This is a genomic window from Chamaesiphon sp. VAR_48_metabat_403, assembly GCF_031422475.1.
Taxonomy (GTDB): Bacteria; Cyanobacteriota; Cyanobacteriia; order Cyanobacteriales; family Chamaesiphonaceae; genus Chamaesiphon.
In genome coordinates this window covers 1-26,082 of the sequence record NZ_JANPLS010000307.1, presented here as the reverse complement: position 1 = coordinate 26,082, position 26,082 = coordinate 1, and the positions used below count along the sequence as shown (strand labels likewise).

At 44.7% G+C, this 26,082-nt stretch carries 27 protein-coding genes and 1 pseudogene; 16 read left to right on the top strand and 12 right to left on the bottom strand.

Annotated elements, in window-relative coordinates; translation table 11 throughout:
• Nucleotides 1–140 precede the first annotated feature (140 nt).
• On the top strand, nucleotides 141–794 hold the full coding sequence (locus tag RMO79_RS14830) for a GIY-YIG nuclease family protein (RefSeq protein WP_310483947.1): 654 nt from the start codon (nucleotides 141–143) through the stop codon (nucleotides 792–794).
• 141 nt (nucleotides 795–935) lie between these two features.
• On the opposite strand, the gene RMO79_RS14825 is transcribed toward RMO79_RS14830, so the two are convergent.
• The 6 genes from RMO79_RS14825 to RMO79_RS14800 form a co-directional block, all read right to left on the bottom strand.
• Complete coding sequence (locus RMO79_RS14825) at nucleotides 936–2,375, bottom strand: BCD family MFS transporter (RefSeq protein WP_310483946.1); 1,440 nt, start codon at nucleotides 2,373–2,375, stop codon at nucleotides 936–938.
• A 155-nt stretch (nucleotides 2,376–2,530) separates the two neighbouring features.
• Nucleotides 2,531–4,414, bottom strand: a complete 1,884-nt coding sequence (gene grpE, locus RMO79_RS14820; RefSeq protein ID WP_310483945.1) for a nucleotide exchange factor GrpE — start codon at nucleotides 4,412–4,414, stop codon at nucleotides 2,531–2,533.
• A gap of 250 nt (nucleotides 4,415–4,664) precedes the next feature.
• On the bottom strand, nucleotides 4,665–5,678 hold the full coding sequence (gene dusA / locus RMO79_RS14815; RefSeq protein ID WP_310483944.1) for a tRNA dihydrouridine(20/20a) synthase DusA: 1,014 nt from the start codon (nucleotides 5,676–5,678) through the stop codon (nucleotides 4,665–4,667).
• Between the two features lie 30 nt (nucleotides 5,679–5,708).
• On the bottom strand, nucleotides 5,709–6,137 hold the full coding sequence (locus RMO79_RS14810) for a GFA family protein (RefSeq protein WP_310483943.1): 429 nt from the start codon (nucleotides 6,135–6,137) through the stop codon (nucleotides 5,709–5,711).
• A 75-nt stretch (nucleotides 6,138–6,212) separates the two neighbouring features.
• Nucleotides 6,213–6,734 carry a DUF2231 domain-containing protein gene (locus tag RMO79_RS14805; protein WP_310483942.1) on the bottom strand — a complete coding sequence of 174 codons (522 nt, stop codon included), beginning with the start codon at nucleotides 6,732–6,734 and terminating at the stop codon, nucleotides 6,213–6,215.
• Between the two features lie 49 nt (nucleotides 6,735–6,783).
• Nucleotides 6,784–7,524, bottom strand: coding sequence for a DUF2993 domain-containing protein (locus tag RMO79_RS14800; protein WP_310483941.1), 741 nt, complete (start codon nucleotides 7,522–7,524; stop codon nucleotides 6,784–6,786).
• A 191-nt stretch (nucleotides 7,525–7,715) separates the two neighbouring features.
• Between RMO79_RS14800 and RMO79_RS14795 the strand changes: the two genes are divergently transcribed.
• The 6 genes from RMO79_RS14795 to RMO79_RS14770 all read left to right on the top strand — a co-directional run bounded on the left by RMO79_RS14795 (nucleotide 7,716) and on the right by RMO79_RS14770 (nucleotide 14,135).
• Nucleotides 7,716–8,726, top strand: coding sequence for an SDR family oxidoreductase (locus tag RMO79_RS14795; RefSeq protein WP_310483940.1), 1,011 nt, complete (start codon nucleotides 7,716–7,718; stop codon nucleotides 8,724–8,726).
• 44 nt (nucleotides 8,727–8,770) lie between these two features.
• Nucleotides 8,771–9,478, top strand: a complete 708-nt coding sequence (locus RMO79_RS14790; protein WP_310483939.1) for an SRPBCC family protein — start codon at nucleotides 8,771–8,773, stop codon at nucleotides 9,476–9,478.
• A 113-nt stretch (nucleotides 9,479–9,591) separates the two neighbouring features.
• Nucleotides 9,592–10,800, top strand: coding sequence for a zinc-dependent alcohol dehydrogenase (locus RMO79_RS14785; protein WP_310483938.1), 1,209 nt, complete (start codon nucleotides 9,592–9,594; stop codon nucleotides 10,798–10,800).
• Nucleotides 10,801–10,910: 110 nt separating this feature from the next.
• Complete coding sequence (locus RMO79_RS14780) at nucleotides 10,911–11,273, top strand: hypothetical protein (RefSeq protein WP_310483937.1); 363 nt, start codon at nucleotides 10,911–10,913, stop codon at nucleotides 11,271–11,273.
• A 343-nt stretch (nucleotides 11,274–11,616) separates the two neighbouring features.
• The gene (locus RMO79_RS14775; RefSeq protein WP_310483936.1) at nucleotides 11,617–13,647 is read left to right on the top strand and encodes an AarF/ABC1/UbiB kinase family protein; all 2,031 of its coding nucleotides are present in this window, start codon (nucleotides 11,617–11,619) and stop codon (nucleotides 13,645–13,647) included.
• A 137-nt stretch (nucleotides 13,648–13,784) separates the two neighbouring features.
• Entirely contained in the window at nucleotides 13,785–14,135 is a 351-nt protein-coding gene (locus RMO79_RS14770; protein WP_310483935.1) for an MGMT family protein, read from the top strand.
• 23 nt (nucleotides 14,136–14,158) lie between these two features.
• Here RMO79_RS14770 and RMO79_RS14765 read toward each other — a convergent pair whose 3' ends face one another.
• The gene (locus RMO79_RS14765; protein ID WP_310483934.1) at nucleotides 14,159–15,184 is read right to left on the bottom strand and encodes a folate-binding protein; all 1,026 of its coding nucleotides are present in this window, start codon (nucleotides 15,182–15,184) and stop codon (nucleotides 14,159–14,161) included.
• Between the two features lie 67 nt (nucleotides 15,185–15,251).
• Nucleotides 15,252–15,635 carry a hypothetical protein gene (locus RMO79_RS14760; RefSeq protein ID WP_310483933.1) on the bottom strand — a complete coding sequence of 128 codons (384 nt, stop codon included), beginning with the start codon at nucleotides 15,633–15,635 and terminating at the stop codon, nucleotides 15,252–15,254.
• 93 nt (nucleotides 15,636–15,728) lie between these two features.
• Between RMO79_RS14760 and RMO79_RS14755 the strand changes: the two genes are divergently transcribed.
• The 5 genes and pseudogenes from RMO79_RS14755 (at nucleotide 15,729) to RMO79_RS14735 (ending at nucleotide 17,669) form a co-directional block, all read left to right on the top strand.
• Nucleotides 15,729–15,938 carry a DUF751 family protein gene (locus tag RMO79_RS14755; RefSeq protein ID WP_310483949.1) on the top strand — a complete coding sequence of 70 codons (210 nt, stop codon included), beginning with the start codon at nucleotides 15,729–15,731 and terminating at the stop codon, nucleotides 15,936–15,938.
• Nucleotides 15,939–15,974: 36 nt separating this feature from the next.
• Nucleotides 15,975–16,403: a 30S ribosome-binding factor RbfA gene (gene rbfA, locus RMO79_RS14750; protein WP_310483932.1), complete on the top strand. Its 429-nt coding sequence runs from the start codon at nucleotides 15,975–15,977 to the stop codon at nucleotides 16,401–16,403.
• A 303-nt stretch (nucleotides 16,404–16,706) separates the two neighbouring features.
• Nucleotides 16,707–16,892, top strand: a pseudogene (locus tag RMO79_RS14745) (IS4 family transposase); the annotation flags it as partial.
• A gap of 9 nt (nucleotides 16,893–16,901) precedes the next feature.
• A complete protein-coding gene (locus RMO79_RS14740) occupies nucleotides 16,902–17,330 on the top strand; it encodes a GNAT family N-acetyltransferase (protein ID WP_310483931.1) in 429 nt (142 codons plus the stop codon).
• Between the two features lie 6 nt (nucleotides 17,331–17,336).
• Nucleotides 17,337–17,669 carry a YlxR family protein gene (locus tag RMO79_RS14735; RefSeq protein WP_310483930.1) on the top strand — a complete coding sequence of 111 codons (333 nt, stop codon included), beginning with the start codon at nucleotides 17,337–17,339 and terminating at the stop codon, nucleotides 17,667–17,669.
• Between the two features lie 215 nt (nucleotides 17,670–17,884).
• On the opposite strand, the gene RMO79_RS14730 is transcribed toward RMO79_RS14735, so the two are convergent.
• From RMO79_RS14730 to RMO79_RS14720, 3 genes are all read right to left on the bottom strand, one after another.
• On the bottom strand, nucleotides 17,885–18,544 hold the full coding sequence (locus RMO79_RS14730) for a DUF4033 domain-containing protein (protein WP_310483929.1): 660 nt from the start codon (nucleotides 18,542–18,544) through the stop codon (nucleotides 17,885–17,887).
• Between the two features lie 126 nt (nucleotides 18,545–18,670).
• Complete coding sequence (locus tag RMO79_RS14725; RefSeq protein ID WP_310483928.1) at nucleotides 18,671–18,820, bottom strand: chlorophyll a/b-binding protein; 150 nt, start codon at nucleotides 18,818–18,820, stop codon at nucleotides 18,671–18,673.
• Between the two features lie 105 nt (nucleotides 18,821–18,925).
• The gene (locus RMO79_RS14720; protein WP_396136602.1) at nucleotides 18,926–19,075 is read right to left on the bottom strand and encodes a chlorophyll a/b-binding protein; all 150 of its coding nucleotides are present in this window, start codon (nucleotides 19,073–19,075) and stop codon (nucleotides 18,926–18,928) included.
• 270 nt (nucleotides 19,076–19,345) lie between these two features.
• Between RMO79_RS14720 and RMO79_RS14715 the strand changes: the two genes are divergently transcribed.
• Entirely contained in the window at nucleotides 19,346–22,636 is a 3,291-nt protein-coding gene (locus tag RMO79_RS14715; protein ID WP_310483927.1) for a glycoside hydrolase family 15 protein, read from the top strand.
• A 117-nt stretch (nucleotides 22,637–22,753) separates the two neighbouring features.
• Nucleotides 22,754–23,332, top strand: a complete 579-nt coding sequence (locus tag RMO79_RS14710) for a hypothetical protein (RefSeq protein ID WP_310483926.1) — start codon at nucleotides 22,754–22,756, stop codon at nucleotides 23,330–23,332.
• Nucleotides 23,333–23,449: 117 nt separating this feature from the next.
• On the opposite strand, the gene RMO79_RS14705 is transcribed toward RMO79_RS14710, so the two are convergent.
• Nucleotides 23,450–23,833, bottom strand: coding sequence for a hypothetical protein (locus RMO79_RS14705; protein ID WP_310483925.1), 384 nt, complete (start codon nucleotides 23,831–23,833; stop codon nucleotides 23,450–23,452).
• Nucleotides 23,834–24,003: 170 nt separating this feature from the next.
• On the opposite strand from RMO79_RS14705, the gene RMO79_RS14700 reads away from it, so the two are divergent.
• A complete protein-coding gene (locus tag RMO79_RS14700) occupies nucleotides 24,004–25,488 on the top strand; it encodes a histidine kinase dimerization/phospho-acceptor domain-containing protein (RefSeq protein WP_310483924.1) in 1,485 nt (494 codons plus the stop codon).
• A 274-nt stretch (nucleotides 25,489–25,762) separates the two neighbouring features.
• Nucleotides 25,763–26,082 (top strand): HAD family hydrolase (locus tag RMO79_RS14695; protein ID WP_310483923.1); only part of this gene is annotated, 320 nt, incomplete at its 3' end.

The window sequence follows — 26,082 nt, the reverse complement described above, 5'->3', positions numbered from 1 at the left end:
GGATGGCAACCGAAAGAGTCTGGTATACCTTTTACGGTTGCAGTCGCAGATAATGGTCTGAAAAAATGTGAATTTTGAATCGCCTTTATCTAATGAGCGTCTACAATGGTGGCTAGCTTCTTCATCTGGAATTGACAATCGTGGAAAATACACCCGATCTACAAATCGAGCATCAAAATGTGCCTGCTAACCATCAGGGTTTGCACGATTTCCTCTACAGTGCGGCTGACGAACATGCCGTCACGACAGCACAGCCTCAATTAAACCTGGATAACGATAGCATTCTGCCGCTAGCAGAGTGGCAAGCACTAGCTGAAAATGCGCGTGTGGCTGGGGTATATGCCGTGCTAGACAGTGCCGATCGAACTCAATACGTGGGATACTCGCGCAATGTTTTGACCTCGCTCAAGGGGCATCTCGCCGAGCATGGGAGCGATGTGTGTGCGGCGGTACGGGTGCAGGTATTTAAGTTTCCTAAGCGGGAAGAAATGGAAAGTTTGCGCGATGCGTGGATTGCTGAGTTAGAGACAGTACCGCCGGGAAATACTGGTGAGGGTGGCGTGTGGGCGACGACTGTGGGCGAAATTGCCAAAGCGGCGATGTCGGAGTCGGAAAAAGCGGCTTATGAGGAGAAAAAACTCAAACTGCGCCGCGCGATGGCGGATAGTGCATTGAGTCGGGAATTAGATGCAGCCGCAATTACCGACGAGCAAAAGCGGGAGCATTTTGCCAAAGCGATGACTGAGGATAATTGGAGTGCGGTAATTAAGGAACAAACAGCAGAAACAATTTAGGCATAACTGGCAATTCTACTTTGGGTAGGGGTAATCTATGAATTACCTCATCATTATGCAAACATCCCCGACTTCTCAGAGAAGTCGGGGATGTGTCTTTTAGCTTGATGAATTACCCCTACCTTAATTTTTGAAATCAGTCTAATCGACATCAGCAGCGATCGCGGCTGTAATGGTATCTTTAGCACTATTCTGAAACTCGCGGACGTTAACTCTGTCAAGTAAAGATACGGCAATTACCATTGCTAGAGCTTGGAGGCTAAACACAAAGCCATAAGCAACCATCAGGTTTGGTGATATTAACTTACCAATATTTAACCCTGTACCGCCGATAATGGTTGCCAAACCTTTGGCTAAAGCTTGCGATAATCCCCACGCACCGATAAATGTGCCAGCACTTTCGGGAACTGTTAAATCTAACATCATCGAAATCGAACCAGTCGTTACCAATCCCGAACACATCCCAAATAGTAGTAGAGCTAATTGGAGAAAAACTGCCTTTTGAGTTAAGCCTGCGACAATTACCCAGAGCATCGATGCCGCCACTAGCATACAACCTAACCTGGTTGTTTTCTGTTTGCCCAACTTGGGGATAAACAAGAAGCCCGCCGCACTCAATCCTAGCAGAGTTCCGCCACCCCAATAAGCATTTAGAGAAGCCGTTTGACCGATGGGGAGATTGAAAATATCACCACCATAAGTTTCTAGAATCGGATCTTGAATGAATAATCCGAGCGTCATTACTACTAGAAAGGTGAAAAATATTTGAGTTTGGCGACTGGCTGTGAGAATAGCTAGAGCGCGCCCTAATGATAACTGCGAATCTGCTGAGGATATTTTTGCCCGACGGGTAAATCGCGAATATTTCTGTTCGACTCCCCAGGTAGCCACCACAGTTAAGATACAAATTAGTGCGGGAATAATTAAAAATAGGCGATTAATTTGAGCTTGAACCTGCACGATCGTGGCATCGATTGTTAATGACTTGAGCAAAACGCCGATCGTAATTGCCCCGACGATCGTACCACCAATTAACATCGACCAATCGATCGCGACTACTTTCGATCGATCTTCTTCATCGGTAATATCTACCAATAGAGTTGCAAATGGTGTCGAACACATACTCACCGATAAGCCATATAGGGCAAAGATCAGCCCCAATAAACCCGCCCAACCGTAAGTTACTAACGTCCAACCAGCTAGCTTGAGACTCGCGCCTAATTGCCACATTACCTGCACAGCAATTATCGCATTAATCGCCAGTCCCGCCGCTCCCAGCCAGATATAACCAGTCCGATGATAGCCAAATAACGGTTTGGTATCAGAAAGTTGCCCGAAGATTACTCTAGCTGGAGCAACAAACAATGTTAAGGCTAAAATGATGGTTGCGATCGTACTCGGTACGGCTAATTCTTTAATTAGTACCCGATTGAGTACGCCAAATACCATCACCGACATCATCCCCAGCCCCATCTGGAATAATCCCAGCCGGACGATGGTGAGTAGTTTAACTTTGGGTAAAGTTTTACTATAGCCGTAATTTCGACTGATTTCTGGACTAGATAAATCGCCAGTAGTCATAAAATTAAATATAAAAAAACTAGATCTAAGTTCGTCTAATCTAAACCAGATTTCTCATAACTACCAAGAAATGGGTTCATAAAAATTTAGACTGTTTTTATTGACTAATTAGAGTTTTTGTGCAGTCAATCGGGTAGAATTGCCCCTACTCGACTTTACCGCAAACTAGAAGCAATGGCGACTTGTACCTGTGCTAGCCGTAAGACGCGATCGCCGAGCGTGTAACCGCGCTTAATTTCATCGATGACGGTTCCGGCGGGGTGTTCGTGAGTGCCGACTTCTCGCACGACTTCATGTAAATGCGAGTCAAATTTACGACCTTTACTTTCGGTAACGCGCACGCCGATTTCTTTGATACTCGATAGCATTTTAGTTTCTAACATCGAGTAACCTTTTTGAATGGCAGCCTCGCGATCGGTTTGGGGTTTAATCGACGTACGGGCGAGTTCGATGACATCGATAACTGATAATAATTGGAGGGCAATTTCGGCACGAGTACCGTGTTCTACTTGCGATCGACTTTGTTTGATGCGCTGCTCGAATTCGTCGGACTCTTGTTGATAATTCTCTAATTCTTTTAATAACTGTTCGCGATCGGTTTGGGCGGCGATCGCTTGTTTCTTCCAGTACAAAGTAGTTTCTAAGCTATTGCTGTTATCGATATTTAGTTCGCAGCTATTGGGATAAGTATCGGCAGCCAGAAGCTGATTTTGTAATAATATCCTCGGTGGAATGCACCGTTTGACTTCCGCAAAAGTCGTTTTGCCCTCACAGAAAAGTTTGACACCCAAGTCTAAAAACGATCGCATTCCCATTTCCTGAGCGGCTAAATCGATCGCTTCGGCATCTCCATGTAAAATTGTCGCTTTGAGTCGATCGATAGTAATTAACACCTCGTGAATATCGATCGTCCCACAATAACCAACACCCCGACAATTACTACATAACGTACCTGCTTGTTTTGCCCGTTCGATCTGACTCACACTCAAATTATTGGCGCGATAATACGATCGCTGCTCGTTGAGACTGAGGATCGTACTACCGAGTTGGGCTAATTGACGGCTCTCTGGCTCGTCAGGCAGCCGACAATCCGGGCAGAGTTGTTTGAGCGATTTTTGAGCGATGATGCCGATCGTGGCGGTGTAAAGCTGCGCTGCGGGGATACCTAGTGCGAGGATGTTGGAGATCGCCGTACCTGCGGTAGCAGCAGAAACAGTCGCAAATACCAGACAACCGCGCGAGACAGCGCGTAGAGCCGCTTGAGCGATCGACAGACTATCGATTTCGCCGATGGCTAGTACGTCGGGCTGCTGGCATAAACAAGTATCGATCGTCTGCGAGATTGTCTCATCATTAGCATCAGGTAAAATGGTAATTTGTTCGATACCCGGTACGGTATATTTTAACTGCCGATCGATCGCATAAATTAGCCGATCCGATCGCTGAATTTCGGCTAAACTGGCATAAACTGTGGTCGATTTACCACTAGCTTTTTCGCCAACAATTAAGATCAAACCTCGATCGCTATGAATCAATCGCTCGATTTGCTCGAATACCTCCCGATTGGGAATCGATCGTTCTAGAGCTAGCGGTGGGTGCTGAGGATAAGTGATTTTAAGAGTGACACTATCGCCAAATTGAGTCGGTAAAGTGGTAAGTTCGATTTGCACCCGATCGAGATTAGCAACTTTCTCGAATCTACCGATTTGTGGTGCAAATAAATCTCGATCGATTTGAGCTAAAGATTTAAGATAATCGATCGTCGGAGCGACAAAATTATCGGGTAAATTCTGGAGTGCTGTTTGCAAAGCACCATTCTGACGAATTCTAATTTGGAGCGAACGAGCTTGCGGTTCAAAGTAGATATGCGAACTCCGATCTGCAATTGCTTTGGCTAAAATACGCTCGATCGAATTGAAGATCGAATTATCTTTATCGGCTGTAAGTCGAGGATCGATCGTAGACAATTTAGCGGCTCCTAAAATCGGGGGATAGATAGCTGGATCTCTATTATGTCGGCGACTTTGTGCGATCGACATCCGCCATTTTACTATGGGAGTAATGAGGATTTTACGGATGCTAAACTGAGCCTCTGTTTCCCGACAGTTTAACGAAAAGCTTCGTTTGGGCACCACCTGGGGATGAATCCCCAGGCTAACAGTTCAAGTCCACTTCAGTGGACTAAAGAATCTGACAGTCCACTTCAGTGGACTTGAGCCGCTAGCCCGCACTTCAGTCGCGGGCGGGTGACGAACGTAGCTTTATCTTACGCCCAGTCCCCCATCCCCCTCACACATCGGGAACCTCCGCCAGAGCGCGTTCGACAACTTCCACACCTGCGCCGGGTAATACCGATTGCTCGGTAATTAGTCGCTTCCAGATCCGGCTCCCCGATCGTCCGTGGAATAATTGCAACATATGACGGGTAATGCTATTTAATCTCCAGCCTTTACTCATCCAGGTTTCGATATACGGGAGCATCGCGCTAACGATTTGATGGCGGCTCGGCGGGAGATCGTCTTCGCCATAAATCTCTCGGTCTGCTAATGCTAGCAGATAAGGATTATCGTAAACAGCTCTACCGATCATCACTGCATCGACAAATTGAAGCTGAGTTTGGACTTGCTCTAGACTGGTAAAGCCCCCATTAATCTCGATCGAGAGGTGGGGAAAATCGCGTTTGAGCCGATGCACGTTTTCATATCGCAGGGGGGGTACTTCGCGATTTTCTTTAGGACTCAAGCCCTGCAACCAGGCTTTGCGGGCATGAACGGAGTATCGAGCGCAGTCTGTTTTTCCAGAGACGATCGAGACAAATCTTACCAGATCTTCATACCGATCGACTTCATCCACCCCGATCCGATGTTTGATGGTAACGGGTAATGTCGTCGCACCAGTCATCGCCGCGATACATTCGGCGACGAGTTCGGGTTGGAGCATCAGACAGGCTCCAAAGTTGCCATTTTGGACGCGACTGCTAGGACACCCGACGTTGAGATTTACTTCGTCGTAGCCGAATTCTGCGGCAATTTGGGCGCATTTAGCTAAGTCTTGCGGGTTGTCGCCACCGATTTGTAATGCAATCGGATGTTCGGATTTGTCGAATCCTAATAGTTTTTGTTTATCGCCATGTAAAATCGCCATGCTGGTAACCATTTCGGTATATAGCAAGGTGCGGCGACTAATTTGGCGCAAAAAGTACCGACAGTGACGATCGGTACGATCCATCATGGGGGCTACACTGAGCGGATGGTAAGATTTTGCTAATGTTGTAATGGTCGATTTAGAGCTGACTGCTAACATTGGTTCGATCGGGTAAGTTGAAGGCTAGTCTCAACTGTACTTATCTTGAATGCGATCGATTTGGTCTTCCCAATGGGCACCATCGAAGGTGGTAATCTCAAATAAGTCGATCGGATAGTCATCGAGACAGCGGAGATTTATATCATAACCATCTGGATGCGATCGTGGTCGATAAAAGGCGTGAATACCGCAGTGACGACAAAAGTGATGTTTGGCGATGCCAGTATTAAACGTGTAGGTACTCAGATCGTCGCTTCCTTGGATTAGGGTAAATCGCGCTGCGGGAACGATAATGTGGAGAAAACCTTTTTTATTACAAATCGAACAATTACAGTCAATGGCTGCTAGTTTTTCGAGTTCAACTCGGTAGCGAACTTTGCCACAATGACAGCCACCCTGATATGTCGAGAGCCGATCGATTGATTTACTATTTAACGACATCTTAAAAACACACATCATTAATGCATATTAATAATATATTTAGCTAGATGTGGTTGTCTAGTCGAGAATGTCCTAAGTTAGCACTACTTTCAATTATGGTTCGTGTCGATCGCTAGTACCAATCACTGCAATTTTGTGGCGATAAATTAGTTCTGCTCCAAACCAGCCACCAATGGCGAGTAACGATGCCACAATTGCCGAAATAATCAGCCCTTTAGGTAAGATTGCTCCTTCAACATTATTCCAGCGCAAGAGCCAGTTAACTAATGTTAGTGTCAGAGCCGTAATATTACCAAACATGTGAATCCAGCCAGCACTATACTTTTTGACGCGATCGATTCTCAAGAAATCTAGCATTCCTGTCAACGCGGCGACAATACCAGCACTAAATCCAGCTCCGATCAGCCAGATTGCCGCCCGCGCCCAAAATGGATCGTTTGTCAACCAATAACCCACATCTGCACCAAAGGCACCCGATAGAAAGGCGATCGGAAATGTCACAATTAACGGATGAAGTGGGTGCTTGGCAACTGCGACGGTACTAGGAATGCCACTATCGCGCAAATCGCTTTCATTGCTTTCGATAAAGGGGGGAATATTTGGTGTTTGAGTCATGATTTAATGGGTAATAAATAGTGGATAGTGAATTTTCGATTGCTAGTAGCTACATCGATGGAATTTGGGCAACTTGAGCTTTGGCATGAATTACTAATTTTCCTGCTTGTGCTTCTAATTTATGCAACTGAAAAGACATGCCTGGAATGTTGAAGTTTCGCATATCTAATAAAGCGATTAATTGCTCGAACATCGCCATAACTAGTCGAAGATTTAAACCTTGTCCTTCAGCAGCTAAAATTTCTAAAGCAATCCGATTGCCATCTGCTTCAACTGCGGGAATCGCCGTTGCAGATATTTTTTTTAGTTCTGGTTGCTCTCTAATTGTGAAGTCACCAGCGATGACTAACTTGTTTTCACCGGGAAGATCGATCGTGGCGTGCTGGACATCGATCGTCACTGGCTGCCCGTCCATTTCGATTTTCAAGCCATGCAATTTGGTTTGCATATAGTCAGAACTAAATGCCCGATTGAGGTCGGCTTGAGTCAAGACCATTATCGCTTCAGCATCGCTAGGATGTGTGAATTCGATATTGCCTAGAATGGCACTCAGCGGATTAATTGATACCGGATCGATGCTGACCGTAATATTTTCCATCCGGAGATCTTGTTTCATCACTAGTCCCTGTCCAGAGATGACCACCGAATCTACTTTTCCTTGAATCAGTTTTACCGGATCGGTACGAATATCAACATCAATATTTTCAACTGCATCTAACTGACTAGTGATGCCAATTTCTGCCACTTTACTCAATGCCTGATTTCCCAAGTCCGAGCGATCTGATGTCATATTTTAGCGGCTATAGGGGGGGATTTACCAACTAAATAATTGGCGAGTAGTTTGAACTATCTTTATAGTAATAACAAAGCCAGATCGAAGTTTTATCTGTCTAAAGGTAGATACTACATCTCCATCTTGCGAGGGAAGGGAGATGGGATTTGGATTAGTTAAGATGACTGTGTATCAAAATCTAACTCCAAATGAAACTCAAACCAATCGAGCAACAAGTTGTTACTGTTGTGGGTGCCTCTAGTGGGATTGGACGAGAAACTGCTCTCCAGTTCGCCAAGCGAGGGGCAAAGTTAGTGGTTTCAGCGCGGACTGAATCAGGATTAGCATCATTAGTACAGGAAATAACCAATTTAGGAGCAGAAGCGATCGCGGTTCCTGCTGATATAGCGGATTTCGAGCAGGTGCAGAAGATCGCTGCTAAAACGATCGACAGGTTCGGGCAGTTAGATACTTGGGTAAACGCCGCTGCTACAGCCATAATTGCTCCGTTCGAGCAAGTGACACCTGAAGAGTTTAAGCGGGTGATTGAGGTCAATCTGATGGGGCCAGTTTATGGCGCGATGGTGGCGATGCCTTTGCTCAGACAGACGGGACGGGGGGCGATTATTACAATTTCTTCAGTAGAAGCTCGTCGCTCGATGCCGCTCCAAAGCTCGTATTCGGCATCTAAACACGGTCTAGAAGGCTTTATGGATGCGCTGCGAGCGGAACTCAAGTATGAGGGCTTTCCGATTAGTATTACCAACATTCTCCCCTCGGTAATTAACACGCCCTTTTATAACAAGGCGCGGACGAAATTGGGTGTCAAACCAACGGGAGTTCCGCCCTACTATCAACCCAAATTAGTTGCCGATGCGATCCTGCACGCTGCCGAACATCCCACCCGCGACATGATTGTCGGTGATGTCGGACGAGTAGCAGATTTCCTCCAAAAAATTGCGCCAGATTTAGTCGATACGCTGGTTGGGGCGATCGCAATTCCCGGACAACGCACCAATACAGTTAAAGCCGCAGACGACCCCAATAACTTATTTGAACCGATCGAAGGTTACAGCACGACGACTGGCGACTTTACAGATAAAACTATTCCTAGTTTCTTGGATTGGTTCGATCTGCATCCGGCGGTTAAATGGAGTGCTGCTGCGGGTTTGGGCGCATTAGCTCTGATTGTTGCTAACCTGTTGCCAGATTTGGATTAGTGAGAAGTCGATCGGTTTTAAGGATTAACTAAAAGGTCATAAAAATGGAAAATAAATCGAGTAATACTGGTAATTCGTCAGAAAACTTTAGCGATACCGAACGGTGGGGTTCGCTGATTACGGGCGGTGCCCTAGTGTTATCGGGATTGAGCCAACGTTCCTTGCGCGGTGCCTTAACGGCGATCGCAGGTGGCACTCTAGCCTATCACGGTGTCGCTGGACAAAAGAGTTTGAAAGATACAGTCACCGCCGCAACGGGCTTAGATAAGCCGCTGCGGGTGGAAAAAACTGTGACGATTCAAAATAAGTCAGCCGCAGAACTCTATCAATTTTGGCACAATTTTGAGAACCTGCCGACATTCATGAAGCACCTCAAATCGGTAACGGTGATGAATAGCACCAATCGATCGCATTGGGTGGCAAACGCACCGTTAGGTAATAGTGTCGAGTGGGATGCCGAAGTCGTTAACGATCTCGAAAACCAGCTCATTAGCTGGGCATCATTGCCCGGAGCCACAGTCGAAAATTCGGGCTTCGTCCGCTTCCAAGCCGCACCTGCTGGGCGGGGTACTGAAGTCAAGGTGGTATTAGAGTATAGCGTCCCTGGCGGTGGTGTGACTGCCGCGATCGCGTCACTATTTGGCGAAAATCCCGAACAGCAAGTCGGTGACGACCTCCGTCGATTCAAGATGCTGATGGAGACGGGGGAAATTGCGACTACCGAGGGTCAATCCTGCGGGCGACGGAGTTAATCGAGCGGAGTCGATTGATTTGATGCGGGGTGGGTAGATCTATGCCGCATATCCAAAACGATCGAGTCGCTCCAAATTCAGCACCACTAATCACCAATTGAGGACTAATGACGATGAGAGCAGTTTGCTGGCAAGGTACCAATAAAATTCAGGTAGAGACAGTCCCAGATCCCAAAATCCTCAATCCGCGCGATGCAATTATCAAAATTACTACCACCGCGATTTGTGGTTCCGATCTGCACTTATATAACGGCATGAACCCCACCATGAAAAAAGGGGATATCCTCGGTCATGAATTCATGGGCGAGGTAGTTGAGCTAGGTCGTAAAGTTACTAATGTCAAAATTGGCGATCGCGTAGTCGTCCCATTTACGATTTCCTGCGGCTCCTGCTTCTTTTGCAGTCGGGAAATGACCTCGTTGTGCGACAACTCCAACCCCAATGGATGGCTGGCAGAAAAAGTGATGGGTCACTCGCCAGCGGGGCTAATGGGGTATTCGCATCTGTTGGGTGGCTATGCTGGCGGTCAAGCGGAGTATGCCCGCGTGCCGTTTGCTGATGTCGGTTTATTTAAGATTCCCGATGGCTTAACTGACGAGCAAGTAGTATTCTTTACCGATGTTTTTCCCACTGGCTATATGGCCGCCGAAAACTGTAATATTCAGCCTGGAGATACCGTCGCGATCTGGGGTTGTGGCCCCGTGGGTCAATTTGCGATTCGCAGTGCCTTTATGCTCGGTGCCGAGCGGGTTATTGCGATCGATCGCGTCCCCGAACGGCTGGCAATGGCTAAGGCTGGCGGGGCAGATATCCTCAATTACGAAGAAATTGAAGTCGGTGAAGCCCTCAAAGAAATGACGGGCGGACGCGGCCCCGATTCGGCGATGGATGCTGTCGGCATGGAAGCGCACGGGATGGGGCTAGAAGGCTTCTACGACAAAGCGATGATGGCAGTTAAGCTCGAAACCGATAACCCGACTGCACTACGTCAGGCGATCGTCGCTGTCCGTAAAGGTGGTAGCGTTTCTGTACCTGGTGGTTATAATGCCTTCGTTGACAAAATCCCGATGGGTGCGTTTATGAATAAAGGCTTGACGATGAAATCGGGACAGACACACGTTCATAAGTATTTGCAACCTTTACTCGATCGGGTGCAAAACGGTGATATCGATCCGACATTTATCATCACTCATACTCTCTCTCTGGAGCAAGCCCCGCACGCCTACGAAATCTTTAAACATAAACAAGAAAGCTGTATCAAAGTTATTCTCAAACCCGATGGACAGATCGATCGCTGGCCGACAATTCCAATTGCCAGTTAAATTCTCTGCCAAATGGCAGAGAAATACTTGCCATAGTTATCGCTACTATTAATGATAATTCACAGCAGAAATTTATAAAAGCTTCTGCGATCGACAATTGAAAAAGTAAAATGCTAAATTCAATTTTTGGAATATTTGTTCAAATCAGCAACTGGTTTAAACAGGTACGAGTCCGGCAATTTTTATCGGTAGTTACGATCGGCTTTATCTTATTAAACACTAGCGTATCGCCCGATCGGGCTAGCAAGGCAACGATCGACAAGATCGATCGAATGGTACATCAAGAAAATCCCGATCGACCTAAAACGACCAAGGAATGGCAACAGCAGGCGCGCGAAGTCAAAGGTAAACCGGGCGAACGACTCGAACGCATTGGCGAACAATCCGCAGATGCCATCAAAGAATTCGGTCAGATGTATCCAGATGTAGCCAAAAGAAGCGAACGAGAACTAGAAAAAAGTACTGGTAAATAGCCTAAATTACTAGCTATCGATTGAAACTATATTGACAGATCCGCTATCCGAGTAAAGAACATTAAGGAAAGTCCGTCAGATCGGTACTAGGAGATTTAGTACTACTTAGGCGGGCTTTTCACTTAGAACCCTATTCCCTATTCCCTAACTTTGGCCGGAAGTCCGATCTCTAGAATTTCCAAACTCCCAGGCTGTAGACGCACTCCAGTCAGCCGGAATTCCGATCCCTCCCGATCGGGAGAACCCACTGACTTTAATCATCTAGTGGCGGTAAAATAGATATTATCCCCAGGTAGTTCGCAAAATTGTTACAATACTTAACAGGGCTAAATACCATTACCTCATGAACACCACACCTTCTAGTCAGTTTGCACCAGAGATGAATCGAGCCGATGCTCCCGCTCACGAGTCAGTAGCAGCCGTATCCACCGAACTAGTGGCTGATGCAGAAGTTGTGAACTCTAGACGCGTCAAAGAAATTACAGACGGTACTTGGTTGGGCTACGATCCGATCGCGATCGCGCAGTACTATAGCAGTCAACCCCTGAAAGTATTCGCTCGGTTTATTAATATCTTATTACCGATTGTTACTTTCGCATTAGGTTTATGGTTGGATAAAGTTACGAATAAATCCAAACAAAATCTCGGCAAACGTGCTATCCAAATTCGGCGGCTATTGACCAAACTGGGGCCTGCATATATTAAAATCGGTCAGGCACTCTCTACACGCCCCGATTTAGTCCCGCCGCAATTTCTAGAAGAATTAGCACAATTACAAGATAATATTCCAGCTTTTTCTAATGAGATTGCCTATCAATTTATTGAAGAAGAATTAGGCGATCGACCCGAAGTAATTTACGCTGAGATTAGCGATCTACCGATCGCGGCTGCTTCGTTAGGGCAAGTGTATAAAGGTAAGCTTTGGAGCGGTGAAGATGTCGCTATTAAAGTTCAACGTCCGGGGTTAGCCGATAGTATTACTCTAGACTTACATGTAGTCCGCACTTTAGCAATTTGGGCGCAAACAAATTTCAAACAAATCCGCAGTAATTTAGTATCGATCGTCGATGAATTTGCCGAGCGCATTTTCGAGGAAATGGACTATGAGAATGAAGGTCGAAATGCTGAAAAGTTTGCCGAGTTATACGGCAGTATGCAAGATATTTACGTACCGAGCATTTACTGGCAATATACAGGCAGACGCGTCTTGACAATGGAGTGGATTACCGGGACGAAACTCACCAATCTCGAAGCCGTATCCGCACAAGGACTCAATGCTACTTATTTAGTTGAGGTGGGGGTACAATGTTCGCTCCGACAATTATTAGAGCATGGTTTTTTTCATGCCGATCCGCATCCTGGTAATCTGCTTGCCACTCCCGATGGTAAGTTAGCTTACCTAGATTTTGGAATGATGAGCCAAGTTAAACCATATCAACGGTATGGTTTAGTAGAAGCGATCGTGCATTTAGTCAATCGCGATTTTGATGGGCTAGGGCGAGATTTTGTAAAATTAGAATTTCTGACTCCAGATACAGATTTAACGCCAATTATTCCAGCTATATCTTATGTATTCAACAGCTCTTTGGGTGAAGCTGGGACGAATATTGCAGATATGGATTTTAAGAGTGTTACCGACCAATTATCGGGCGTAATGTACGAGTTTCCATTCCAAGTTCCAGCTTACTATGCATTGATACTGCGATCGCTAGCAACCCTTGAAGGAATCGCGATTTCTGTCGATCCTGAATTTAAAGTTCTTGCTAAAGCCTATCCGTATGTTGCTAAACGATTATTGACAGATCCCGCACCAGATTTACGAAACTCACTCAAAGAACTATTATTTAAAGATGGTTCTTTTCGTTGGAATCGCCTAGAGAATCTGCTCAACAATGCCCGCAGCAGCGACGAATACGATCTCAACCAAGTTATCGACCAAACCTTAGATTTTATTCTCTCCGATCGTGGTACCTTCATTCGCGACTATCTTGCTGATGAAATCGTCCGAGGTTTAGATAATTTCGGTAGCAATACCCTCCAAAATGTCACCCACGCAATTCAAAAAGGGATCGGCATCAAGGTATCCACACCCCCAGCTAACACTCAACAGTTATCGGAGGGACTAGGAAACATCCAACGGATTTGGAGTATCTTACAGCAGACTAAAGGCTTCGATCCGGCGATAGTTTTACCCCGGATTCCGCAAATTTTAATGAAATCAGAAACTCAATCTTTCGGTCAGAAAATTGCCAGCGGCTTAACCCAAAGAATGGCAGCTCGTTTGATCCGTGAGGTATTATTGCAAGATGTACCAACCGATCTGGTGGTTGTAGATCGACCGCAACTAGCTTTACCCAATCGCACCAGAAGATAATCAGTTCGGACAATTTTGTCGAACGCATCCCAACCCAACATTCACACCACTCACTCGTGTCGATGTTGGGTTTTTGCGATCTCCTATTTTGTGAATCAATCATATATGGATCCAGCAACACCATAATTATTATTCCCATGACCGATCGATCTTCTAAATATCAAAAAATTTATCGTGTAGTCAGAAAAATTCCCTCTGGCATGGTACTTACATATGGACATGTTGCCGAACTCGCTGGTCTGTACGGCAAAGCCAGATTGGTCGGTTACGCGCTATTTCGAGTCGAGATTGCATCGGATATTCCTTGGCAACGGGTCGTAAATGCTAAAGGCGAAATTTCTTATTCGATTGCAAGATGTGGTGGCGATTATTTACAAAAAACTTTGTTAGAAGGAGAAGGAATCGAATTCAAATCTGGCAATCGCATCGATCTCAAAAAATATCAATGGCAACCGTCATTTAACGCGATCGATTGCGTAGATATTTGAAACATCTATGGGCGATACTTTCGCTATCCACCCATTACTGGATATTCATGTCGCACGAATGGCAAATCGATAACTTCACCTTCCATATCGCCTAACATTACTTTTAACCCCGCACCACCAGCCTTAGATCGCACGTAACCTAATCCCACAATTCCAGCTTCGGTTTCAGTACGACTAGTCAAAACGCCAACCTTTTCACCAGCAACGGTAATTGCCGTACCGACTGGGATATTCCCTGCTAGCTTAATTCCCCATAAATATTGTTTGACTCCCTTGTAAGTATTGAGTCTGGCGATCGTTTCTTGGCCGATATAGCAACCTTTACTAAAAGAAATCGTATCCCATAAACCCACCTCTAAGGGGTTGTAATCTTCCGTTAACTCCGCATCGGGTTTCGGTCTACCTTGTGCGATTCGCAGGCATTCCCAGGCATTTTCATCAACAATCATCGCACCTAAATTAGTGAGAGCTTGTTGTAAAGTTGACGACTTATCGCGATCGCAAATTAATCGATATCCTGGTAGTCCCAATTCAGTCCCATTCGCGATCCGAATTTCCATTCCCTCGATCGCATATAATTGATGGCTAGCTTGAGGTAAATCTGTCAAATTATGGCAACCCAATCGCACCAATATTTCGGTACTTGCCGCACCCATTAAGGTGAAACTAGCTAATGTATCGGTAACATCTGTTAATTTAACTCGATCGGCAAAAAAGATATAGCGATCTAACCAATCAAATAAATATTTACGACGAGTCGGCGATGCGATCAATAACACTTCATCATCTAAAATTAATGCTGTTGCTAGATCGATCGTTCTCGCTGTAGAAGTAATAAATACCGTATCGCAAACTTCACTCGCTTGCCGCTTTTCAAAATCTGCCGTACTTTGATTATGTAAAAAACGCAACCTGTCGCGATCGCTCACAATAATTTTCCCCCATTCAGAACTATTATAAAGAGCCGCACCTGTTGGCGTAGCATCTCCGGTGGAGAATCGATCGGCATGTAATAATGTCTGCAAGTTATTTAAATTAGTATTTTCCATATATATTAGCGTAGGAGGTCATTGAGCTTGTCGAAATGCAAACTCGATCGGCAACGGTTTTAAAACGTTAGGTTGGCAAGTTATTAAATACTCTAGCAACTACATTTTTAGCTTTTTCATCCAATCGATGCCAATCGGGAGTTTGTGCTTCCATATCAATTAGGCTCGTATCTACTGCTACGATTTGACTTTCAATTTCGCTATGACTGCCATCATAATCGAGAAAACACACCTGATAACACAAATCCCAAATATCAAACTTTAATTGTCGATTGGCAGATTTAAGACATAAATAATTAATCGGGTGTGGATCTCTGATTTCTTCATAGCTGACTTGCCATGTCGAAGTCTCTGACTGTTGACGAATGCGATCGATAATGCGAATATAAATCGGTTGCATCAGAAACTCTGCTTGTTGCCAAGCCAATTCATCGGCAAATTTAGGCTGCATAAAGGTACGATTTAAAATTTAACTCAATCCCCCAGCACACTAGTGGACATTCGGTTATAATAGTTGCTGTCCGCTAACACAATCGAAATTGTAATGTTTGGTGATTTTTTTAGCAACATCGGACGATACCCAAGTTACTTTGTTACCATTATCCTTGGTATTTTCATCTCTGCATTTGGATGGTTAGCACCATTGTGGAAACGTCCTGTCACTGCCGTCGCACTTGTAGGATTTTTGGTGGGAGTATTTATGACCGTAGCATTGACACTCAAAGCGATGTTAGGACTTACTCCTGTCGTCTAAGTTTGAGTCGCTATTTTTAAAGATTTAATATAATTTATGACTAATACTCGTCGCGTGTCGCGTGTCGCCGAATTAATCAAGCGCGAAGTCAGTCAAATGATCCTCTTTGATATCAAAGATGACAGGGTTGGTGCAGGGATGGTTAGCGTCACGGCTGTAGATGTAGCTGGAGATCTCCAGCACACCAAAATTTTTGTCAGTATCTACGGCAGCGACGAAGTTCGCGCCGAGACGATGGAAGGACTCAAAGCTGTTACTGGCTATGTCCGTAGCGAGCTAGGCAAAAGAGTTCGGCTCAGACGTACCCCAACAGTAATTTTTGTTGAAGATAAATCATTCGATCGAGCTACTAGCGTCATCTCACTCATCAACCAACTTAGTTTAAAACGCGGTGACTCAGAAAATCTAGATCCAGAACTGGATGTAGAATCGCCCGCCCGTGCCACAGAAAGTTCGGACGTATAAATAGCCCCAAGGTTGAAACAAGAGGTAGGGGCAATGTCTTGTTTCGCTTGTCTTGAAAAGGTGCTCTACTTGCGGCGCACTTTTCGCTAAACCGTCGGGTTTCCCGATTCGTGACAAGTTAAGAAAAACCGAGGTTTGTCAAAGGGAGAAAGAAAAAATGTCAAACTCGGACTAGCACAGAGTTAGAACCGAGTTTGACACACGCCCAAAAAGCGGCGCACTGTGGGCGGGTTTTCCGCCCATACAAGTGCGACAAGACAGCGGACAACAAATCGTGACCACGCCAAGCGACAGCAACGCTCGATGATGGAAGATGAAGTGGTAGCAGCACAATTAGAACAGCTATTCACGCCAGCAGTGTTAGCACAAGAGAAATACTATCGCCAACTCGGAATGAGGGATAGAATACTGAACTTGCCGCTGATGGTAGCAGCAGTGCTGACGTTAATCTGGAGAGACGTAGCGGGAGTCAGAGAACTGAGCAGAATATAAAAATAAATGAGCGATCGCATCTTAATTGCCAAATCCGAGCGGGAAATTAGTGATTGTTTTCCAGTCATTAAAGAATTGCGATCGCATTTAGAACTCACGGATTTTGTCACCCAAGTCCAGCGACAGCAACAACAATTTAACTATCAACTTGCCTATCTTCAAGTTGATGAACTAGTATTAGCAGTAGCTGGCTTTAGAATTTCTGAATCTTTAGCTTGGGGTAAATTTCTCTATGTTGACGATCTGGTCAGTAAATCTGGGAATCGATCGCAGGGCTATGGCACGGTATTATTTAATTGGTTGGTAGACTATGCTCGCGATCGTAATTGCCAACAATTGACTCTAGATTCGGGTGTCCAGCGATTTGCCGCACATCGCTTTTATCTAACTCACCGGATGGAAATTACCAGCCATCACTTTACACTTAAATTGTAATTGGTAATGAACGAATCAAATATTAGCAATTCAGAACGAGTCATAAAAACAAAAGCAGCTAAAAACGATCGTCGTTGTATTAGTTGTCGCAAAATTGCAGCTAAACATGAATTTTTGCGAGCCGTAAAATGTCACCCTTCTAAAAAAATTGCGATCGATCTCGGTAATACTTTAATGCACGGACGTTCGGCTTATTTATGTCCGACTGATAGCTGTTTGCAGTCTGCAAAAAAAAAGAACCGCTTGAGTAAATCGCTCAAAGCTACAGTTAACGATGATATTTATCAGCAGTTAGGATTATTACTCACTTCCCGCTCTGAAATTATAGAACCCATTTAAGATCCCTACGGTTGGTGTAAAAAATGCGTCATCTATTTGTCTAATCTGTAGGGGTGGGTTTGCGGCGCGCGCTCTGGAGGTTTCCTCCAGGTTGAGCGCGACAAGACAATGCAATTTAATGTCGATGTTAATGTTCGATATCGTTGGCGAAGCCTACCGTAGGTACACAAAACCCACCCTCCTCCTCCAGGATCTAAAAATATCTCAAATGGTTTCTATAATTGCGGACAAGGAGCGGTACTAATTGCCGCAGTAGGGCATTGTAAGCTCAAGCAGGGCTGAGTGTAATCTTTATCCAACTCAGGGGCGAGCGGCATTTTGCCGAAGATCATCTGACAACTAAGATCTTCAAAATTGGGTGTCATCGTCAGCGGAATGCCAAACTTCTCGGTAAAAAAATCTTGCGTGGGGACTTTGCACATATTTACGCACATCCCCACACAACCGCTATCTGCTAAATAGCGACATTTTTTAATCTGTACGGCAGAAGGTTGAACTCTAACCGTTCCGTCTGGTAAGTCGATTTCCGCCTCGGCTACTTCACAAGATCCTACCAACCACTCAAACATTCGAGCGGCAAACCAAGCATTAAGTACACAGACTAGCCGCGTGGGTGCAAAAAATGTCCGAATCGCCCATAATACTGGTACAGGTATTAAAGATTGCAACACCTTCGCAACGATAACTTGTTGCTGTTGAGGATTGCGCCCATGCATGATTTGTTTCGATAAATCTACAAAGCCTGCATAGCCAACGATTGTGGTCTTCGATCCCAGTGCCCGCGACATTTTGTGAGAAAATAACCAAATGAATAGTCGATCGAGCAGGTTATCGTTATATTCATCTTTGGCAATTGGTAAAACTGGAGGCTGCATGGCTCGATTTGAGTCGGATGGTGATAAATCGGTCTTTACGATCTTAAATTGTTTGCTGGCAATCTGGAACGAAAAAAGCTGGGTAATGCCCAGCTTTAATAAAATCGATTGAGGTTGAAGCGAAAATTACATTAGTCCCAAGAAGTGTAGCGTACCTTGCCCGGTGACTAATTCGGTAACAACGGCTGCAACGAAACCAATCATTGCCAACCGTCCGTTCAATAATTCTGAAGAGGGTACAAAACCAACTTTCGGTTCTTCTTTTTTAGCTTGCATGATGTTAGTTCCAGTATGTATGAATATTTATGACTGCGTAGGGAAACTGATGTAACGAATAGATTTGCGAACGGCTAGTCTTTAAGATAATATTCGTAACAGAGATTACATTAATCCCAAGAAATGTAGAGTACCTTGTCCGGTAACGAGTTCGGTGACAACTGCGGCGACGAAACCGAGCATTGCCAAACGTCCGTTTAATAGTTCTGATGAAGGTACAAAACCAACTTTCGGTTCTTCTTTTTTAGCTTGCATGGGTTTAGATTTTGGTGGTGTAAAGTTTCGTAACCGTCTATATAAACTAATGTAACGAATAAATTTATAAATGGCAAGTTTTTGAGAATATTTGCAAATTTTTTAGAAACTGAGTAGTAAGTTGTGTGTCCAAGCGACATCGAGCAGCATTAGTCGTGTGAGATCGACGATCTTCAGTTGGTTACGCCAATGACAGAACAAGGATGCCCATCAAAGCGTAAAATATAGGCGATAGGCGGATTAGTCGCAATTTCTCAATTACCACACATCATGAACCGTTCCGGGCAACTCGATCGCTATTACCAGCAAATCCAGTCGATTATCCTCAGTCGTCAAAATCCGATTACGGGGTTATTCCCGGCGAGTACGGCAATTACGGCTCATGGGGATTATACCGATGCCTGGGTGCGAGATAATGTATACACGATCTTAGCCGTGTGGGGGTTGGCTTTGGCGTATCGGAAGGTAGATGCACCACCGGGACGATTATTTGAGCTAGAGCAAAGCGTTATTAAATTGATGCGAGGGCTGTTATTTTGTATGCTGCGGCAAGCCGACAAAGTGGAGCAGTTCAAACAGACTCAATCGCCGTTAGATGCGCTTCACGCCAAGTACAGCACCCAGACAGGGGATGTGGTGGTTGGCGATGATGAGTGGGGACATTTACAATTGGATGCCACTTCGCTATTTGTCCTGATTTTGGCGCAGATGACGGCATCGGGGTTACCTGCTATTTACACGCTCGATGAGGTGAACTTCGTCCAAAATTTAGTCTATTATATCGGACGCACTTATCGGACTCCTGATTTTGGCTTGTGGGAGCGCGGCGATAAAATCAATCACGGTAGTGTCGAATTAAATGCTAGTTCGATCGGGATGGCAAAAGCGGCACTCGAAGCAATTAATGGTTTAGACTTATTTGGGGCGAGAGGTTCGCAGGCATCGGTAATTCATGTATTACCAGATGAAATTGCCCGCGCGCGATTGACGTTGGCTTCGTTATTACCGAGGGAATCGAGTTCTAAAGAGACGGATGCAGCGTTGTTGAGTATCATCGGTTTCCCAGCTTTTGCCGTGACAGATCCGCAATTAGTGGCGCGCACGCGGACTAAAATTGTCGATAAGTTAGAGGGTAAGTACGGCTGTAAGCGATTTTTACGCGACGGACATCAGACGGTGTTAGAAGATACTACCCGCTTGCATTACGAGCCAGAGGAACTGCTCAAATTTGAGGGGATCGAGTGTGAATGGCCGTTATTTTTTACTTATTTATATTTAGATGCTTTATTTAGCGGCGATGTCGCGGGGATTGAGAAATATCGTAATTTACTGGCTAATATAGCGATCGATCTTGATGGGATGCAACTATTACCAGAATTATATTACGTTCCTAAGTCTAAAATTGCTGCCGAACGATCGCAGCCACATTCACAAACTAGACTGCCTAATGAAAATCTGCCGTTAGTTTGGGCGCAGAGTTTATATTTTCTGGGTGAACTATTGTTCGATCGATTTTTAGCACCAGGGGATCTCGATCCTTTAGGCAGACATCTTCAAATTGGCAATAAAAGACGTAGAACAGTGCAGATTGCCTTAATTGCCGAAGATGAAGAGTTGCAATCACAATTAGCCGACTATGGAATTGCCACCCAAATTCCCGCTCAAATCGAACCGATTCAAGTCAGGCAATCGACAGAATTAGCCGCAGCATATACCCAAATTGGTCGGAATGATAAACTTGGTTTAACAGGTCGTCCGATTCGACGGTTGCGAAGTTTGACTACTTCGAGAATATTTAATATCCGTGGCGAAACGATCGTCTTTTTACCTGCATTCTTAGATCGCCAACAGTTTTATTTAACCTTCGATTATCACTTTTTAATCTCGCAAATTAAAGCAGAAATTGCTTACATTAGCGAGCAGTGGACGCAGTTGGGACGACCGACGATGACGCTATTATTAACCAAGTCGTTATTGCAAGAAGGTCAAGATGAGTTTCAAGGACAGCAATTTGCATCGCCATTATTAGAATTAATTGCCGAATTCAAGCAAGGTAAATGTAATGCCGTGCCAATTCGATTGGGACATCTCAACCAATTAAAACTAACTGCTGGGATCGAACGGATCGATAATCTGCATCAATTTAAATTCGAGCCGACTACTGTAGATCCATCATTACCACAACATTATTATCTTGCTTATGCTGCCGATCGCAATCAACCGTTAACTAGCAATCAAGAATTCTTACTCGAAGCAGAGAGTCGGATTGAGGTATTGTTACACCAACTTAGAGGTTCTAATAATCTTTATCAACAAATCGAACTTTTACATACGCTTACTAAACTCAAAAAACTCGAATTTAACACCGGATTCGGCGGCCCGAAAGTAAAAGTTACGATCGCCGATCTGCTTAATGAAGTATACTTCAAAGCAGGCAACTTTAGCAATCGTCCGCATTGGGCGATCGTCCGTTATGCTGCGGGTTTGCTAGATAAGGTCGAGATTAGTCTCTCCGACGCGGTAACGGATATTTTAATCGGTGGTAAGCAACTGACAGTTGGGATGGCTTACAGCGAGGCTGCGTCGATCGATCGCCCGATGTCGCATACCGAAATTATGGATAAAATCGATAATTTCTGTCGTGAAGATATTCGCGATCGGGTATTGACACAAGAGATTATTATCTATCTGGGTTTATTAATTAAATCTCAACCCACCTTAGTCAAAGGATTGCTGACCCTCCGCGTCGGCTACTTAATTTTATTGCTTACTAGCGAACTAGCGATCGAACTAAAAATCACCCAAGATGAAGCTTACGAAAAACTGATGCAACTGAGTCCATTTGAAATTCAAACTCGGCTCCATCAAGTGCTTACCGATTATCAAGGCTTAGGAAATACCGTTTTTCAGCAAGAATCATTACACTTAAATCAATCTCAAAATCAGATCGAATGGGTGGTCAATGCTGTCGATGTTTTCTCGAACGACTCGCCAGCAACACCCCCGATCGATTGGCGATATCAACGTCGTAAAGATGGTACGATCGCAAGAGTCGATCGCGATTTTTATCCCAGTGTTTGGAGACTTTTAGAACATTGCAAAGGTTTAACGATCGGCGATAAACTAGAAAAGCGCAATCGGTTGGATAGTGAAGTAATTTTATCAGAAATGACACCAGGCGAGAAAAATTTCGCCCTCCGAATCGAACATCTACTCAATAAAATTGTCGCACCAGAATATCGACAGCTAAACATTGAAGCTTTAATGGCATTAGCCGCATTATCCGAACGCAACCCAGCTTTAAATATTGCCGAATATATCGTGTTGGATGTTTTAATCGGTCACGCCGTGCGATTGGCTTGGCTGGATGTAGATTTACCAAAAGCTAATTCTACTCAATTCGATCGTACTGCCTTTGAGTCAGCTAATTACGAGCGGTTTAAATCATTTGCTTGGAGTGCTTTTTATCAAAGTTCACCCCATGTTTGTGGTAACTATATTGTCAAATCTCTCCAATTCTTGAGTCAACTAGCAACCGAATCTACCAGATCGAAATCCTAACCGAGAAGCGATTTTTTCTTTTCTTTCTCTGCGCCCTCTGCGGTTCAAAATATTTAGACCTCAATTCCCACAAACCAAATAAAATTATTTTAGTATATTAGTAATTGAGGTGTAAGAATGAAAATCGGTGTTAAATTCAGTCAGTTAACTTATTCGGAATATGTAAGGATAATTGAAAACCATCAAAAGTACACCGATTTTAACGTATTGGGCTTGTATCGATCGATCGTCGAAAACGATAAACTAGATCTCGATGCTAAAATTGCCATCCGAGGATTAGCACACAATCGATTTATTAAAAGTTTTGAGTTTTTACAACTCAAAGATCCCGATACCTATATTCAAGTATCGACACTGGGTGAAACATTGACCGTTGCAGACAAACGGCAACTATGGGAAAACGTTCGCACCAATCAAGAAAAAATTCTCAAGGATAAAAGAATCAAACATCGTAACTTTGGAATATACTCAAAGCACGATTGTGGATATGCAGATTGTTATTACAATGGCATCATGATTCACCGAGGTTCGCGGATTGCAGAATCAAATATGCACTTCGACTCAGACAACCATTCGTGGTCGAAACAATTAAAAAGCGATCGTCAACAGATTGAAAAAAGGAAATTACGAGATAGTCAAACAGCATTAAAATCTGAAATTGAGATCGATCGCGAGTTAGAAGAGTTAACTGAGTAAATCTAAAATTCGCCGCCTAAGTGGGATAGAAATCTGCTCGATTAGCATTCGGATGCTATCCCACTATAATTCGACTCTTGAGATTGTCAGTGTAACCTTAGTAATGCCGTCATGCCTTTAACGCTTGAGAGTATCTGCGGCATTGTATACGTCTACCTGTACGCTCTGCTTGAACTTGAGTGGAGCCATATTAATTCCAGTTGGACTGTCATTGGTACCATTAATAGTCTGGCTGCTTTGACGGTTTTGACGAACTGGAGCAGTACCACCAACGTTACTTTGAACGTTAGTAGTATTGATTGTGTTGCCCACACAACCGCCAGTAGAATTTTGAGAGACATTGTTAGTGCGCTCGGTTGGTGTGCGAGAACCGCTGATAGTCATCTGGATATTTGTGTCATTCATGATGCATTGGGCACTAGCTTGACGAGCTGGGAGCGTAACTAAAGCAGATAATGTAGCCACCGCGAGTAAACTAGCCGATACGAGGGAGGATTTCATAATTTCTAGTTGGAAGTAATCTTGAAAACTACTACAGCTAGCGCGATGGTGATTCCGTAAATTTGGGTAAATGTTGCAATCGACTGCTGGAGTGGGAATTTTAGATATAGACCACATCTTATCGATCGAATCGGCAGAAATTTAGTTATCCCATTCCGGGCAATTGTCCCATGCTCAATTTAGACCAAGACCTACACCATCCATCAAATCATCAAACTAGGTCTCGTTGGCAGAAAGCCCGCTCCACTGGAGAATCGCTAGCACATTCGCAAATCGCGAGTGAATTGAGCATCGAGCAATCCCAAGCCATGCCGATTTTTACCGAAGCAACTGCGCTGGCGGCTCGGCTGGCAAATGCGCCTGTAGCCATCCTGACAGCGATTGCGGGGTCTGGGTATCAAATTGGTGCAATCGCAGGTTTAGAGAAGCTTGTAGCCTTACCAGAACGACCTAATTTACAATTAGAATTAGCCGGGATAGACTACTGTCACGATCGGACGATCGGGAATGATAACGGCTCGCTGTTTCCAGATTTTCGCCAACATCCTCAATTATCGCAGTCATCATTATTGCGGGTGCATGGATTACAAGCTTATCTAGGCTTACCCATTGTCACCGCTGCTGGCGACAGGTTGGGCACGATTGCCATTTTAGATTTTAGCGCGCGTCAATTTGGCGATCTTGAAATCGATCTGCTCCGGCTCGTCAGTCGCCTAGTCGCTAGTGAATTCGAGCGTAAATTATTAAGTCAAGCGCAACTCAATCACTGGATTGGCAACTTACAATATCGAGCCACAACCGGATTTGACGATGCTCGTGCTGCGGCTGAATACGATCGATCTACCCCGCTCCACGCTCCCGATTTCCAGTCGCCGACATTACTAGATTCACACCTTCAAGGCGAAATTCAGTGTAAATTATTAACTCACCTAGCCCAAGAACTCCGCACCCCACTGACATCGGTATTGGGGATGGCTAGTGTCTTACAGCAAGAAATTTATGGCACTTTAACAACCAAGCAAAAAGATTATTTAGGCATCATTCACCAGAGCGGTAACCAGTTAGTCACACTCGTCGATGAAATTTCCCTCTTAGGTGGATTCGTCGGCTCGGCTACTGGTAACGAACCGCGCCAACCTCACCAACTCACTTTGAGATCGGCAGATCTAGAAATGTTGTGTCAACTAGCACTTCAAAGTTTAGAGCCACTAGCGCAAAAAAAACAGCAAAAAATTAAATTAGATCTCGTCAAAAGTGCCGATCTTTTAGATAGTAGCGATCCGACGAGCGCGAGCATGTGGCTACTAGATAAAGATAAAGTGCGCCAAATTATTTATTATCTGTGCCTGAGTTTAATTCATGCCAGTGCGATCGAGCGCAAAATTGCGATTCGAGTTACTAAATTAGCCAATACCTTACAAATTAAAATCGTCACCAACGATCCGCACGCAATACTCGCAGATCTCGACTTTCCCGCAGATACTACCTTAAATAATCCCCAAATCGATTTAGATCCTCGCATCAGCTTGGGTTTATCGCTCAGTCAGAGCCTAGCTGCCTCACATTCTGGTAAGATTACTCGGCTTGTCAACGGCTGCGGTTATCAGCTCACCTTACCCATGCTCGTTGCTACTGACACCACTGCTACTATCTAATTTCGGCTTTAGGGAGACGGGGGTGGGGGACGGGGAGACTGGGAGACTGGGGGACAAAAGAGATTTCACCAGTAATTCTCATTATGAAAATTGAGATTAGATCTAATGGTGGTTTTTAAAAATAAAACTGCTACAATCCGCATTCTGTCCTAAACAACCTGACAGCTTTGGCGGAGCTGGTTCTTCCCTATTCCCTATCCCCTATTCCTTAACTTCTTTCAGAAGTCGAATATGGTAGGCTGATACCTGGCTTCAGATCTACACAACTGCAACCATGTCATCATCCACCGCCGAAATCAAACTCCTAATCGTAGACATTGATGGCACGATCGCGGGAGAATCGAATCAAGTCAGTACCAAAGTCAAACAAGCAATTCAAGCCGTTCGAGATCGAGGTATCCGCGTTGGTATTGCCACAGGTAGAATGTACAAATCTGCATTACGATTCCATCAGGAAATCGCAGCAGATATGCCCATCATTGCCTATCAAGGTGCCTGGATTCAAGATCCCGCGACAGGCACCAAACATCGTCACTGTCCCGTACCGATAGACATCGCCAAGGAACTCGTCGATTACTTCGAGCAACCCACATT

Excerpts from the sequence above, each read along its gene's own strand:
- RMO79_RS14825 (WP_310483946.1), bottom strand. The coding sequence starts at position 2,375 with ATGACTACTGGCGATTTATCTAGTCCAGAAATCAGTCGAAATTACGGC.
- grpE (WP_310483945.1), bottom strand. The coding sequence starts at position 4,414 with ATGTCGATCGCACAAAGTCGCCGACATAATAGAGATCCAGCTATCTAT.
- dusA (WP_310483944.1), bottom strand. The coding sequence starts at position 5,678 with ATGTTAGCAGTCAGCTCTAAATCGACCATTACAACATTAGCAAAATCT.
- RMO79_RS14810 (WP_310483943.1), bottom strand. The coding sequence starts at position 6,137 with ATGATGTGTGTTTTTAAGATGTCGTTAAATAGTAAATCAATCGATCGG.
- RMO79_RS14805 (WP_310483942.1), bottom strand. The coding sequence starts at position 6,734 with ATGACTCAAACACCAAATATTCCCCCCTTTATCGAAAGCAATGAAAGC.
- RMO79_RS14800 (WP_310483941.1), bottom strand. The coding sequence starts at position 7,524 with ATGACATCAGATCGCTCGGACTTGGGAAATCAGGCATTGAGTAAAGTG.
- RMO79_RS14795 (WP_310483940.1), top strand. The coding sequence starts at position 7,716 with ATGAAACTCAAACCAATCGAGCAACAAGTTGTTACTGTTGTGGGTGCC.
- RMO79_RS14790 (WP_310483939.1), top strand. The coding sequence starts at position 8,771 with ATGGAAAATAAATCGAGTAATACTGGTAATTCGTCAGAAAACTTTAGC.
- RMO79_RS14785 (WP_310483938.1), top strand. The coding sequence starts at position 9,592 with ATGAGAGCAGTTTGCTGGCAAGGTACCAATAAAATTCAGGTAGAGACA.
- RMO79_RS14780 (WP_310483937.1), top strand. The coding sequence starts at position 10,911 with ATGCTAAATTCAATTTTTGGAATATTTGTTCAAATCAGCAACTGGTTT.
- RMO79_RS14775 (WP_310483936.1), top strand. The coding sequence starts at position 11,617 with ATGAACACCACACCTTCTAGTCAGTTTGCACCAGAGATGAATCGAGCC.
- RMO79_RS14770 (WP_310483935.1), top strand. The coding sequence starts at position 13,785 with ATGACCGATCGATCTTCTAAATATCAAAAAATTTATCGTGTAGTCAGA.
- RMO79_RS14765 (WP_310483934.1), bottom strand. The coding sequence starts at position 15,184 with ATGGAAAATACTAATTTAAATAACTTGCAGACATTATTACATGCCGAT.
- RMO79_RS14760 (WP_310483933.1), bottom strand. The coding sequence starts at position 15,635 with ATGCAGCCTAAATTTGCCGATGAATTGGCTTGGCAACAAGCAGAGTTT.
- RMO79_RS14755 (WP_310483949.1), top strand. The coding sequence starts at position 15,729 with ATGTTTGGTGATTTTTTTAGCAACATCGGACGATACCCAAGTTACTTT.
- rbfA (WP_310483932.1), top strand. The coding sequence starts at position 15,975 with ATGACTAATACTCGTCGCGTGTCGCGTGTCGCCGAATTAATCAAGCGC.
- RMO79_RS14740 (WP_310483931.1), top strand. The coding sequence starts at position 16,902 with ATGAGCGATCGCATCTTAATTGCCAAATCCGAGCGGGAAATTAGTGAT.
- RMO79_RS14735 (WP_310483930.1), top strand. The coding sequence starts at position 17,337 with ATGAACGAATCAAATATTAGCAATTCAGAACGAGTCATAAAAACAAAA.
- RMO79_RS14730 (WP_310483929.1), bottom strand. The coding sequence starts at position 18,544 with ATGCAGCCTCCAGTTTTACCAATTGCCAAAGATGAATATAACGATAAC.
- RMO79_RS14725 (WP_310483928.1), bottom strand. The coding sequence starts at position 18,820 with ATGCAAGCTAAAAAAGAAGAACCGAAAGTTGGTTTTGTACCCTCTTCA.
- RMO79_RS14720 (WP_396136602.1), bottom strand. The coding sequence starts at position 19,075 with ATGCAAGCTAAAAAAGAAGAACCGAAAGTTGGTTTTGTACCTTCATCA.
- RMO79_RS14715 (WP_310483927.1), top strand. The coding sequence starts at position 19,346 with ATGAACCGTTCCGGGCAACTCGATCGCTATTACCAGCAAATCCAGTCG.
- RMO79_RS14710 (WP_310483926.1), top strand. The coding sequence starts at position 22,754 with ATGAAAATCGGTGTTAAATTCAGTCAGTTAACTTATTCGGAATATGTA.
- RMO79_RS14705 (WP_310483925.1), bottom strand. The coding sequence starts at position 23,833 with ATGAAATCCTCCCTCGTATCGGCTAGTTTACTCGCGGTGGCTACATTA.
- RMO79_RS14700 (WP_310483924.1), top strand. The coding sequence starts at position 24,004 with ATGCTCAATTTAGACCAAGACCTACACCATCCATCAAATCATCAAACT.